Below are 12,784 nucleotides of genomic sequence, written 5' to 3' on the forward strand. Positions count from 1 at the left end.
CAAGCCCTTGTGTGCCGTGGCTCTTGGCCCAAAGTCGTAGGGCAGGGCGCTTGACAGGGGTGACCAGTCAGTCTTGTGGGGACTTTGCGAGGCGCGTATCCTCGCTGACCAGTCTGTCCAACAGTAAAAGCGGAATGCCAAAATGTCTGATCTGAAAACTGCCGCTCTCGAATATCACGCCAATCCTCGTCCAGGGAAGCTGAGTGTCGAGCTCACCAAGGCCACTGCTACCGCTCGCGACCTGTCGCTGGCCTACAGCCCGGGCGTAGCCGAACCAGTACGCGAGATCGCCCGCGATCCTGAGCTGGCCTACAAGTACACCGGCAAAGGCAACCTGGTTGCAGTCATTTCCGATGGCACCGCGATTCTCGGCCTGGGTAACCTCGGCCCATTGGCTTCCAAGCCAGTGATGGAAGGTAAGGGCGTACTGTTCAAGCGCTTCGCCGGCATCGACGTTTTCGACATCGAAGTCGACTCCGAAAGCCCGCAGGCCTTCATCGACACCGTCAAGCGCATCTCCATCACCTTCGGTGGCATCAACCTGGAAGACATCAAGGCACCAGAGTGCTTTGAAATCGAACGCGCCCTGATCGAGCAGTGCGATATTCCGGTCTTCCACGATGACCAGCACGGCACCGCTATCGTGACCGCCGCCGGCATGATCAACGCCCTGGAAATCGCTGGCAAAACCCTGTCGCAAGCCAAGATCGTCTGCCTGGGTGCCGGCGCTGCCGCCATCTCCTGCATGAAGTTGCTGGTGAGCATGGGCGCCAACATCGAAAACATCTACATGGTCGACCGTACCGGTGTGATCCACTCCGGCCGTGACGACCTGAACCAGTACAAGGCCGTGTTCGCCCACGCCACCGACAAGCGCACCCTGGCTGACGCCCTGCAAGGCGCTGACGTGTTCGTCGGCCTGTCCGGTCCGAACCTGCTGAGCCCTGAAGGCCTGCTGTCCATGGCGGCCAACCCGATCGTGTTCGCCTGCTCCAACCCGGATCCGGAAATCTCCCCGGAGCTGGCACACGCTACCCGTAGCGACGTGATCATGGCTACCGGTCGTTCCGACTACCCGAACCAGGTCAACAACGTACTGGGCTTCCCGTTCATCTTCCGTGGTGCCCTGGACGTTCGCGCCAAGCGCATCAACGAAGAAATGAAAGTGGCGGCGGCCAACGCCCTGCGTGAACTGGCCAAGCTGCCAGTGCCTCAGGAAGTGTGCGACGCCTATGGCGGCATCAAGCTGGAATTCGGTCGTGAGTACATCATTCCGAAACCAATGGATGCCCGTCTGATCACCCTGATCTCCGATGCCGTGGCCAAAGCCGCGATCGAGACCGGTGTGGCGACCCTGCCGTATCCGAAGAACTACCCGCTGAAAAGCGTGGATGACGTGTTCAACGGCTAAGCCGTTGTAGCGCTTCAACCAAAAGCCCCGGCTCGTGAGAGTCGGGGCTTTTTATTGCCTGTTGCCTTTGTGTTGTCTGTCCGATCGCCATCGCGAGCAGGCTCGCTCCCACAGGGGTACGCGTTCCATTGTGGGAGCGAGCCTGCTCGCGAAAGCGATCTGACAGGAAACCCGGATACAAAAAAAGCCCCGCCTTCCAGAAGAAGAGCGGGGCTTTTAGTTGATGCTGTGATCAGAACAAATCGATCGGCGCCTGTTCATCCGCTGGCAACGGACTGCCCGGTGCGGTGCCATTGCCGATCTCGTTGACCGAAGGAGGCGTATCTTCGGCCTTGAACAGCTCGAAGTAGGCACCTGGTGTGCCAGGGCTGGCCGCGCGGCCGCTGACCGGGTCGACTCGCAGGCTGAGGATGCCTTCCGGCTCAGGCTGCGTATGCGGCGGTTTGCCTTTGAGCGCCGGGCCCATGTAGTTCATCCAGATCGGCAGCGCGACGGTGCCGCCGAATTCCTTGCGACCCAGGCTTTCCGGTTGATCGAAGCCGGTCCACACGGTCGTCACGTAATCGGCGTTGTAGCCGGAGAACCAGGCGTCCTTGGATTCGTTGGTCGTACCGGTCTTGCCGGCGATGTCGGGGCGGCCCAGGGCCAGTGCACGGCGACCGGTGCCGAGCTTGATCACGTCCTCGAGCATGCTGTTGAGGATGTAGGTGGTGCGCCCGTCTATGATGCGTTCGGCCACGGCGGGTGCCTGTGGTGTTGACGCAGTGCCCGGAGCTTCGCCCGGCGTTGCATTGACCGTGAAGGCCTGGGCGGTTGGCGCAGCAATGCCATCGCTGGCAGCGCCGCCCTGAGGCACGCTCGGCGGGTTGGCGACGAACAGGGTGTCGCCGTTGCGGCTTTCGATCTTGTCGATGATGTACGGGGTGATCTTGTAGCCGCCGTTGGCGAAGGCGCTCCAGCCGGTGGCGATTTCCATAGGCGTCAGGGTCGCGGTGCCCAGCGCCAGGGACAGGTTGGGTGGCAGGTCCTGTTTGTTGAAGCCGAAGCGAGTGATGTAGTCGATGGTCTTGCCGACGCCCATGGCTTGCAGCAAGCGGATCGATACCAGGTTACGCGACTTGTACAGCGCTTCACGCAGGCGAATCGGGCCGAGGAAGGTGTTGGTGTCGTTCTTCGGACGCCAGACCTTGTCCAGGTACTCGTCGACGAACACGATCGGTGCGTCGTTCACCAGACTGGAGGCGGTGTAGCCGCTATCCAGTGCAGCGCTGTAGACGAACGGCTTGAAGCTCGAACCCGGCTGGCGCTTGGCCTGCAATGCACGGTTGTAGTTGCTCTGCTCGAAGGCGAAACCGCCGACCAGCGAGCGAATGGCGCCGTTTTGCGGGTCCAGGGACACCAGCGCCCCCTGGGCCTGCGGGATCTGGCTGAACTTCAGAGAATTGTCCGGCTGTCGCTGCACGCGAATCAGATCGCCGACCTGGGCCACGTCCGACGGTTGTTTCGGGTTGGCGCCCATGCTGTTGGTATTCAGGAACGGCCGGGCCCATTTCATGCTGTCCCAGCTCACGTGTTCCTGGCCGGTGCGGGTCAGCACTTGCAGGCCGTTCTTGTCGACCTGGGTCACGATGGCCGGTTCCAGGCTGCTGATGGTGCGTTGTTTGGTCAGCTCGGTTGCCCAGGCTTCGCGAGTCTTGCCCGGCAGCCGCGACTCGGGGCCGCGATAGCCGTGGCGCTGATCGTAGGTCATCAGGCCTTCGTGGACCGCGGTGTTGGCCAGTTCCTGGAGGTCGCTCGGCACCGTGGTGGTGACGCGGAAGCCTTCGGTATACGCGTCGCTGCCATAGCGTCCGACCATTTCGGCGCGGGCCATTTCAGCGATGTACGGGGCGTTCACTTCCGGAGTTGGTACGTGATAGCTGGCGTTCAGCGGCTCGTTGACCGCAGCGGTGTAGTCGGCTTCGCTGATTTTACCGAGCTTGTACATGCGCCCCAGGATCCAGTCGCGACGCTCCTTGCTGCGCGCCGGGTTGGCCAGCGGGTTGAAGCGCGACGGCGCCTTGGGCAGGCCGGCAATCATCGCCATCTGCGCCAGGCTGACGTCGCGGATCGATTTGCCGTAATAGACCTGCGCCGCCGCCTCGATGCCGTACGCACGGTTACCCAGATAGATCTTGTTGACGTACAGCTCGAGGATCTCGTCCTTGGTCAGCTGTCGTTCGATCTGCAGGGCCAGCAGGATCTCGGTGGTCTTGCGCGAAAAGCTGCGTTCACTGCTCAGGAAGAAGTTCTTCGCCACCTGCATGGTGATCGTGCTGCCGCCGGACTGGATGTGTCCGCTTTTGACCAGTTGGGTCGCGGCACGCATCAGGCTGCTCGGATCGACGCCGTAGTGGTTGGCGAAGTTGTCGTCTTCAGCACTTAGTAACGCATTGATGAAGTTGGGGGGAATGTCGGCGAAACGGATCGGTGTACGGCGCATTTCGCCAAACTCTGCGATCAACTTGTTATCGCTGCTGTAGACCCGCAAAGGAATCTGCAACTGGATGCTTCTCAGCGCCTCCACGGACGGCAGCCCGGGACTAAGGTAGAGGTACGCCCCGCTCAGACCCAGAAGGAGTCCGCAGAAAACCGCGACGATGGACCAACCGAAAAACTTCAGCAGACGAATCAAGGCTTTTGGATATCCAGGGCAAAAATGAATTGGGCAACAGGGTTCAGGCTAAATGAGAACGACCCGCGCTTGAGCAAATGCGGAAAAAAACGCTGGGCATTATAAGCATTTTTCTGATCGGGAGCGTGGTTGGCGCTGCTGTCAAGACGGGCGGATTGAACGCAATGGACATTGCAGAGTCCGTAACTCACGGAAAGTCATAGGGAATTGGTCGTGCCAGGACTCTTCAACAAAAAATCCAGTACGCTCCTGGGAATCGACATCAGCTCCACCTCGGTGAAGCTTCTGGAATTGAGCCGTCAGGGCGAGCGCTACCGGGTCGAAGCCTATGCGGTCGAGCCCTTGCCGGTCGGCGCTGTGATCGAGAAAAACATCGCTGAGCTCGAAGGCGTGGGGCTGGCCCTCACTCGCGCGCTGGCCAGGTCCAGAACCGGCCTCAAGAACGTGGCCGTGGCCGTGGCAGGCTCGGCGGTGATCACCAAGATCATCGAGATGGATGCCGGGCTTTGCGAAGACGAGATGGAAAGCCAGCTGAAGATCGAGGCCGATCAGTACATTCCTTATGCCCTGGATGAAGTTGCGATCGACTTTGAAGTCCAGGGCACCTCCGTGCGCAATCCGGAGCGCGTCAACGTGCTGCTCGCCGCATGCCGCAAGGAAAACGTCGAAGTCCGCGAGGCCGCCCTGACGCTGGCGGGGCTGACCGCCCGCGTGGTCGATGTCGAGGCCTATGCGCTGGAGCGCTCATTCGGGTTGCTGGCCAGCCGGCTCGCGGTCGCCGGGGAGCGTTTGACGGTCGCAGTCGTGGATATCGGCGCCACCATGACCACCCTCAGCGTGCTGCATAGCGGGCGGATTATCTACACTCGTGAACAACTGTTCGGCGGTCGGCAGTTGACCGAGGAAATCCAGCGTCGTTATGGCCTGACGCTGGAGCAGGCGGGGCTGGCGCAAAAGAAGGGCGGTCTGCCGGATGACTATGCCGGTGAGGTCTTGCAGCCATTTCGAGAGGCGCTGGTGCAGCAGGTGTCGCGCTCGTTGCAGTTCTTCTTTGCTTCCGGCCAATACAGCGCCGTCGACCATATCCTGCTGGCCGGCGGTACCGCGTCGGTCCCGGGGCTGGACCGTTTGATCGAGCAGCAATTGGCTACGCCGACCCAGGTCGCAAATCCTTTTTCCGAAATGATTCTGGGCAGCAAGGTCAATGGTGCTGCCCTGGTAAGTGATGCCCCGGCGTTGATGATCGCTTGTGGTCTTGCCCTCAGGAGCTTTGACTGATGGCGCGGATCAATCTTCTGCCTTGGCGCGAGGAGCGGCGTGAAGCGCGCCGCAAGCGCTTCCTGCTGGTCCTGGTGGCTGTGATGGTGGGCGCGATGGGCGCGGTGCTGGTCGCCAACCAGGCCATCAGCGGCGCCATCGACCGGCAAATTGCCCGTAACGATTACATCGGCAAGCAAATCGCCGTGGTCGATGAGCGGGTCACACAGATCAATGATCTCAAGGCGCGTCGTCAGCAGCTGGTCGAGCGCATGCGCATCATCCGGGACCTGCAAGGCAATCGCCAAATCAGCGGGCGAATGTTTGACCAGTTGGCGCGAGCCCTGCCCGACGGCGTGTATTTCACCGAAGTGAAAATGACCGGGAAAACCTTGTCCATCACCGGTGCTGCGCAATCCAACAGCCGTGTTTCAGAGTTGATGCGCAACCTTGAGGCATCAGACTGGTTCGATGCGCCGAGCCTGACCGAAGTCAAGGCCAGCGCTGCCGGTCAGGTGGAGCCGGCCAGCGTCTTTCAGTTGACCGTTCGCCAGACTCGACCCGCAGCACCGGAGGACGGCAAATGACACCATCCAAATGGTTCGAAGGGCTGCGCAGGATCGACATCAATGATCTGGATACCGGCAACATGGGTTCCTGGCCGCCGGCGATCAAGTTTCTGGTGGCCGGTTTGCTCATGTTGCTGGTGCTGGCTCTTGGCTACAACTTTTCCACACGCGACCTTGTGAGCCAACTCGATCTCAAGCGCGAGGAAGAGTCGACACTCAAGGAGCAGTTCGCCGGCAAAGCCCGCATGGCAGCGAATCTGGACCTCTACACCCAGCAGTTAAAGGAGATGGAGAGCTCCTTTGGCGCGCTGTTGCGGCAGCTGCCGAGCGACACCGAAGTGCCCGGCTTGCTGGAAGACATCACGCGTACCGGTCTGGGCAGTGGCCTGGAGTTCGAAGAAATCAAGCTACTGCCGGAGGTCGCCCAGCCGTTCTACATCGAACTGCCGATCCAGCTCACCGTCACCGGGGATTACCACGCTCTGGCCACCTTTGTCAGTGGTGTGGCCGGGTTGCCGCGAATCGTCACCTTGCACGATTTCGACCTTGCCCCGGTCAGCCCAGAGGGCGGTCCGAAACTGCGCTTGAGCATCCTCGCCAGGACCTACCGCTACAACGACAAGGGGTCGCATCAATGAGTCCGATACGTTGTTTTTCGGCGGTGGTGTTGCTGTCTGCATTGGCCGGTTGTGGCGCAGGCGATGACTACAACGATCTGGACGCGTACATGAACGAAATGCGCCAGCGTGGGCCAGACAGGATTGAACCAACGCCGCAATTCCGGTCTTACCCGACATTCACTTACAACGCGGCGAATCTGCGCAGCCCGTTTTCACCGCAGATCAGCACTGATCCGACAGCCCGGCGGCGCAGTTCAAGCAACGTCAAGCCCGACCCTGATCGGGTCAAGCAATACCTCGAAGGTTTCAACATCGAGCAGTTTGAAATGGTCGGTACCCTTTCCAATGCGGCGGGTTCCTATGCCCTGCTGCGCGGAGCGGGTGGGGTGCACCGGCTGAAAGTCGGCGATTACCTGGGGCGTAACGACGGACGGATCGTTGCGATCAGCAGCTCGCAAGTCGATGTGCTTGAAATTGTCCCTGATGGGCAGGGCGCGTGGCTGGAGCGTCCCCGGACCATCCCTTTGAAAGAGCACTCATAGTGGAACTCGAACAATGAACAGGATTTTCGCAGCCTTCGGCCTTTCGCTATGGATAGCGTTGCTGTCGCCGATGGTACAAGCGGCCAATCTCAAGGCGCTGGATGTCGCTGCGCTGCCGGGAGACCGCGTCGAGTTGAAGTTGTCGTTCGATGAGCCGCCCCCGGTGCCCCACGGTTACACGACGGAGTCACCGGCGCGGATTGCGCTGGATTTGCCGGGTGTCGCCAGTCGGTTGGCCAGCAAGACTCGCGATCTCGGCAGTGGAAATGCCCGTAGTGCAACGGTGGTGGAAGCGGGAGACCGTACGCGATTGATCATCAACCTGGCCCAGCCGGCCCCGTACGACTCGCGAATTGAAGGCAACAATTTGCTGGTGGTTGTCGGGCAGGGTGGCAAGTCGTCGGCGTCCAGGTCGACGGCCACGGCAACGCCGGTTCCGGCACGAGCCGCTGTAACGGCAGGCAAGTCCATTCGGGGGGTGGATTTTCAGCGAGGCACACAGGGCGAGGGCAATGTGGTGATCGACTTGTCGGATCCATCGATGGCGCCCGACATACAAGAGCGCGAAGGCAAGATCATCGTCGGATTTGCCAAAACCCGATTACCTGAGCCGTTGCGCGTGCGTCTGGATGTGAAGGATTTCGCCACGCCAGTGCAGTTCGTCAATGCCAGCGTGAGCGGCGATCGAGCCACCATCAGCATCGAGCCTGGTGGCACGTTCGATTACTCTACCTATCAGACCGACAGCAAGCTGACGGTCAGCGTTCGTCCGGCGACGGTCGACGACCTGCAAAAGCGCAATGCCGGGCAGCACGCCTACAGCGGCGAGAAGCTTTCGCTAAATTTCCAGGACATCGATGTGCGTTCGGTGCTGCAACTGATCGCCGATTTCACCAACCTCAATCTGGTGGCCAGCGACACTGTGCAGGGTGGCATCACGTTGCGCTTGCAGAACGTGCCTTGGGATCAGGCGCTGGATCTGGTGCTGAAAACCAAGGGGCTGGACAAGCGCAAGGCCGGCAATGTCCTGCTGGTTGCGCCGGCCGATGAAATTGCTGCCCGTGAGCGTCAGGAGCTGGAATCACAGAAGCAGATTGCCGATCTGGCGCCGTTGCGTCGGGAGCTGTTGCAGGTGAATTACGCCAAGGCGGCGGACATCGCCAAGCTCTTCCAGTCGGTGACCAGTGCCGAAGCGAAACCCGACGAACGGGGGTCTATCACTGTCGATGAGCGCACCAACAACATCATTGCCTATCAGACCCAGGATCGGCTTGACGAGCTGCGCAGGATCGTCACGCAGCTGGATGTCCCTGTGCGCCAGGTAATGATCGAGGCGCGGATCGTCGAAGCCAACGTCGACTACGACAAAAGCCTCGGGGTGCGCTGGGGTGGTTCGATTCAGAACCGGGGCAACTGGAACACCTCCGGCGTCAGCAACGGAGTCAACGGCTCGTCGACTATCGGCACGCCCGGCAGTACCAGTACCAATTCACCGTTCGTCGACATGGGTGCGGTCAATAACACCTCGGGAATCGGCATCGCGTTCATCACCGATAACGTCTTGCTGGACCTGGAACTGACGGCGATGGAAAAAACCGGCAATGGGGAAGTCGTCTCGCAACCCAAGGTGGTCACGTCCGACAAGGAGACCGCCAAAATCCTCAAGGGCACCGAGATTCCCTATCAGGAAGCCAGTTCCAGCGGCGCGACTTCGGTGTCGTTCAAGGAGGCTTCGCTGTCGCTGGAAGTGACGCCGCAGATCACCCCCGACAACCGGATCATCATGGAGGTCAAGGTGACCAAGGACGAGCCGGACTACCTGAACAAGGTCCAGGATGTGCCGCCCATCAAGAAAAACGAAGTGAACGCCAAGGTCCTGGTCAACGATGGAGAGACCATCGTCATTGGCGGCGTTTTCTCAAATACTCAAAGCAAGGTCGTAGATAAGGTGCCATTTCTTGGCGATGTGCCGTATCTTGGCCGCCTTTTCCGGCGTGATGTGGTTTCGGAGAAAAAATCCGAGCTGTTGGTATTCCTCACTCCGCGTATCATGAATAACCAGGCGATTGCTGTGAGTCATTGATTCTGTGCGAAATTTGATTCTTGTTGGACCGATGGGTGCTGGAAAAAGCACCATCGGCCGGTTGCTGGCCAAAGAGCTGCGCCTGCCATTCAAAGATTCCGATAAGGAAATTGAATTGCGCACGGGCGCCAATATCCCTTGGATCTTCGATAAAGAAGGCGAACCGGGCTTTCGTGATCGCGAGCAGGCAATGATTGCCGAGCTGTGCGATTACGACGGAGTGGTGCTGGCGACAGGTGGAGGCGCGGTCATGCGCGAAGCCAATCGTCGGGCACTGCATGCCGGTGGGCGGGTGGTTTATCTGCATGCCTCGGTCGAGCAGCAGGTCGGCCGCACGGCCCGCGACCGCAATCGGCCATTGTTGCGTACTGCCGATCCGGCCAAGACCCTTCGGGATCTGTTGGCGATCCGCGATCCGCTGTATCGGGAAATTGCCGACCTGGTGGTCGAAACCGATGAGCGGCCGCCACGAATGGTCGTACTCGACATTCTGGAGCGCCTGCAGCAGTTGCCACCCCGTTAAAGCGCCGCGCGAAATGCGCTATCCTCGGCGTCCCGCCATGACCGCTCAAGGTTGTGGCGGATGGCTACCGAACGGCGTCACACCAGCAGAGGCCGTGGATATTCGTTAACTCAGGGCAGGATGCCTGATTCATCTTCACTGTGGGGACACATGCAGACACTCAAGGTCGATCTAGGCGAGCGCAGCTACCCGATTCATATTGGCGAAGGTTTGTTGGATCAGCCTGAGCTGCTGGCCCCGCACATTCGCGGACGGCAAGTAGCGATCATCTCCAACGAGACTGTTGCGCCGCTCTATCTCGAGCGTCTGACCCGCAGCCTGGCGCAGTTCTCGGTGATTTCCGTGGTGCTGCCCGACGGCGAAGCCTTCAAGACCTGGGAAACCCTTCAACTGATTTTCGACGGCCTGCTGACCGCCCGGCATGATCGCCGTACCACGGTGATCGCCCTCGGTGGCGGTGTTATCGGTGACATGGCCGGCTTTGCCGCCGCCTGCTACCAGCGTGGCGTCGATTTCATCCAGGTTCCGACCACACTGCTGTCGCAAGTCGACTCTTCGGTGGGCGGCAAGACCGGGATCAACCATCCGCTGGGCAAGAACATGGTCGGCGCCTTCTATCAGCCGAACGTGGTGCTGATCGATACCGCCAGCCTCAATACCCTGCCGGCGCGCGAGCTGTCCGCCGGATTGGCCGAAGTCATCAAGTACGGGCTGATCTGTGATGAGCCGTTCCTGACCTGGCTCGAAGACAACGTCGACCGTCTGCGCAACCTGGATCAACAAGCCCTGACCTATGCCATCGAGCGCTCCTGCGCGGCCAAGGCGGCGGTGGTCGGTGCCGATGAGAAAGAGACGGGCGTGCGTGCCACGCTGAACCTGGGCCACACTTTTGGCCACGCCATCGAAACCCACATGGGCTATGGTGTGTGGCTTCATGGTGAGGCTGTGGCTGCCGGCACCGTAATGGCGCTGGAAATGTCCACGCGGCTGGGCTGGATCAGCGAGCAGGAGCGCGATCGCGGCATTCGTCTGTTCCAGCGAGCGGGGCTGCCGGTCATTCCGCCGGAAGAAATGACAGAAGCCGATTTCCTCGAACACATGTCCATTGATAAAAAAGTGATCGACGGTCGTTTGCGCCTGGTGCTGCTGCGCCACATGGGTGAAGCGGTGGTGACCGACGATTATCCGAAAGAGGTTCTACAGGCCACGCTGGGGGCAGATTACCGCGCCCTGGCCCAGCTTAAAGGTTAATAAGAACGCGATGACTAGTTTGCATGCCGACGAGGCTTTCCTCGGCCATTACCAGTTGAGTCATGACCCTTTTGCTCCACGGGTGCCTGGCTTCAAATTTTTCCCGGCCCAGCGCAAGCCCGTGCTGGGGCAATTGCATCACCTGGCCCGTTACAGCCAGTTGCTGCTGGTGGTCACCGGCCCGGAGGGCAGTGGCAAGACCCTGTTGCGGCAGGCCCTGGTCGCCAGCACCAACAAGCAGTCGGTACAAAGTGTGGTGGTTTCTGCCCGCGGCGCTGGCGATGCGGCCGGGGTGTTGCGTCAGGTGGCCCAGGCGCTGAACGTCGGCCAGGCTGATGTCGACGCCATTCTGGCGCAAGTGGTGCAGCTTGCGCTGACCGGGCAAGAGGTCTATCTGCTGGTCGATGATGCCGAACAACTCGACGAGTCCGCCCTTGAGGCTCTGATGAGCCTGGCTGCCGGCGCGCCTGAAGGCCGTCCGCATGTGTTCCTGTTCGGTGAATCCTCGATGATTGCTCAGCTTGAGGCTTTGCATCTCGAGGAAGAGCGTTTCCATGTCATCGAACTGCAACCCTACACCGAGGAAGAAACCCGCGAATATCTGGAGCAGCGGCTTGAAGGTGCCGGTCGCGGTATCGAACTTTTCACCGCAGATCAGATCTCTGATATTCACGAAAGCTCCGAAGGTTGGCCTGGCAGCATCAACCAGGCGGCCCGCGATGCAATGATCGAAGCCATGATCGCCAGCCGCACAGCGGTCAAGCGTCCAAAAATGGGGTTCAATATGCCGAAGAAACACGTATTGGCGATTTCCGCTGTTGTCGTGGTCGCGGTAGCTGCCGCCTGGTTGATGCCGGGTCGCAACAAGGCGCCGACCACGGGTGCACCGGCCAACGAGCAGGCGCAACTGCCGCTCGGCCAGGGTCAGCCGACAGCGAATGGCGGGGCTCCGGCCGTCGAATTCGCCGGCAACACGCAACCGATGCCGTTGCCGTTGGTCGGTAACTCGCAACCGGTCATGCGCGGTCCGCTGGCTGAAGCGGCGGGCGGCATCACCGAGGGTGACGATGGTGTGCCGGTCGAAGGTTCCAGCGCTACGCCGCCGACCGTTACCACCACAGCACCACCTGTGGGCGTTCCTGCCGGCCCTGCGCCGACGCCGGCCGCCAAGCCGACCCCCGCGCCGACTCAGGTCGCCACCGCCAAGCCAGCGCCTGCTCCAGTGGCCAAGCCTGCACCAGCGCCAGCCAAGCCAGTCGTTGCTGCTGCGGCGGCGGCCAAGCCTGCCGAGAAACCGGCTCCGGCGGCCAAGGCTGCTGGTGGCACCTGGTACGCAGGTCAGGCGCCGAACAACTACGTGGTACAGATCCTCGGCACCAGCTCTGAAGCGACCGCACAAAACTTCGTCAAGGAGCAGGGCGGCGAGTACCGTTATTTCAAGAAAGTCCTCAATGGCAAGCCGCTTTACGTGATCACCTACGGCAACTTCGCCAATCGTGATGCAGCCGTTTCCGCCATCAAGGCCTTGCCAGCGAAGGTTCAGGCTGGTAAACCTTGGCCTCGCACTGTCGCCAGCGTCCAACAGGAACTGGCAACAACTCGCTGAAGATTCGGCGGCCTTACCCAGGCCGCCTCTCCAAGCACCTCAAAATTTCTACAAGTGCGCGCAACCCATCGGGCTGCGTGCCTTGTGGTGTCTGCGTCACAGTAGTCTTTGAGTCGTTGCGGTCAAAATTAAAAAAGTTTTGACTAGCACAGCAGATCGCTTTAAACCTTTCACAAATGCGACATGAATTTGCGACATTTCGTCGTCAAATTTGTGAGGCCAAGTGTCGGTGTGTACAATGACCTCCC

10 protein-coding genes are annotated in these 12,784 nt (G+C 60.3%); 9 read left to right on the forward strand and 1 reads right to left on the reverse strand.

Translation table 11 applies throughout. The annotated features are described in order from the left end of the window. Nucleotides 1-142: 142 nt before the first annotated feature. On the forward strand, nucleotides 143-1,411 hold the full coding sequence (locus tag ACEN8E_RS01430; RefSeq protein ID WP_429366431.1) for a malic enzyme-like NAD(P)-binding protein: 1,269 nt from the start codon (nucleotides 143-145) through the stop codon (nucleotides 1,409-1,411). 232 nt (nucleotides 1,412-1,643) lie between these two features. Here ACEN8E_RS01430 and ACEN8E_RS01435 read toward each other — a convergent pair whose 3' ends face one another. Then, nucleotides 1,644-4,082 carry a penicillin-binding protein 1A gene (locus ACEN8E_RS01435; RefSeq protein WP_495593260.1) on the reverse strand — a complete coding sequence of 813 codons (2,439 nt, stop codon included), beginning with the start codon at nucleotides 4,080-4,082 and terminating at the stop codon, nucleotides 1,644-1,646. A 216-nt stretch (nucleotides 4,083-4,298) separates the two neighbouring features. On the opposite strand from ACEN8E_RS01435, the gene ACEN8E_RS01440 reads away from it, so the two are divergent. From ACEN8E_RS01440 to ACEN8E_RS01475, 8 genes are all read left to right on the forward strand, one after another. Beyond that, nucleotides 4,299-5,363 carry a pilus assembly protein PilM gene (locus ACEN8E_RS01440; protein ID WP_495591138.1) on the forward strand — a complete coding sequence of 355 codons (1,065 nt, stop codon included), beginning with the start codon at nucleotides 4,299-4,301 and terminating at the stop codon, nucleotides 5,361-5,363. After that, nucleotides 5,363-5,929, forward strand: a complete 567-nt coding sequence (locus ACEN8E_RS01445) for a PilN domain-containing protein (protein ID WP_495591139.1) — start codon at nucleotides 5,363-5,365, stop codon at nucleotides 5,927-5,929. The genes ACEN8E_RS01440 and ACEN8E_RS01445 overlap by 1 nt, the downstream gene beginning before the upstream one ends. Next, nucleotides 5,926-6,549 (forward strand): type 4a pilus biogenesis protein PilO, encoded by a 624-nt coding sequence (gene pilO / locus ACEN8E_RS01450; protein ID WP_495591140.1) that lies wholly within the window; start codon nucleotides 5,926-5,928, stop codon nucleotides 6,547-6,549. The genes ACEN8E_RS01445 and pilO overlap by 4 nt, the downstream gene beginning before the upstream one ends. Further along, entirely contained in the window at nucleotides 6,546-7,073 is a 528-nt protein-coding gene (locus ACEN8E_RS01455) for a pilus assembly protein PilP (protein ID WP_495591141.1), read from the forward strand. The genes pilO and ACEN8E_RS01455 overlap by 4 nt, the downstream gene beginning before the upstream one ends. Nucleotides 7,074-7,086: 13 nt before the next feature. Then, nucleotides 7,087-9,156 carry a type IV pilus secretin PilQ gene (locus ACEN8E_RS01460; RefSeq protein ID WP_495591142.1) on the forward strand — a complete coding sequence of 690 codons (2,070 nt, stop codon included), beginning with the start codon at nucleotides 7,087-7,089 and terminating at the stop codon, nucleotides 9,154-9,156. 4 nt (nucleotides 9,157-9,160) lie between these two features. Then, entirely contained in the window at nucleotides 9,161-9,679 is a 519-nt protein-coding gene (gene aroK / locus ACEN8E_RS01465) for a shikimate kinase AroK (RefSeq protein ID WP_015093141.1), read from the forward strand. A gap of 150 nt (nucleotides 9,680-9,829) precedes the next feature. Further along, nucleotides 9,830-10,930, forward strand: a complete 1,101-nt coding sequence (gene aroB / locus ACEN8E_RS01470; protein WP_007999227.1) for a 3-dehydroquinate synthase — start codon at nucleotides 9,830-9,832, stop codon at nucleotides 10,928-10,930. 10 nt (nucleotides 10,931-10,940) lie between these two features. Further along, entirely contained in the window at nucleotides 10,941-12,536 is a 1,596-nt protein-coding gene (locus ACEN8E_RS01475) for an ExeA family protein (protein ID WP_495591143.1), read from the forward strand. The last annotated feature ends 248 nt before the right edge of the window (nucleotides 12,537-12,784 follow it).

The sequence above is a fragment of the Pseudomonas sp. Pseusp9 genome (assembly GCF_059491265.1).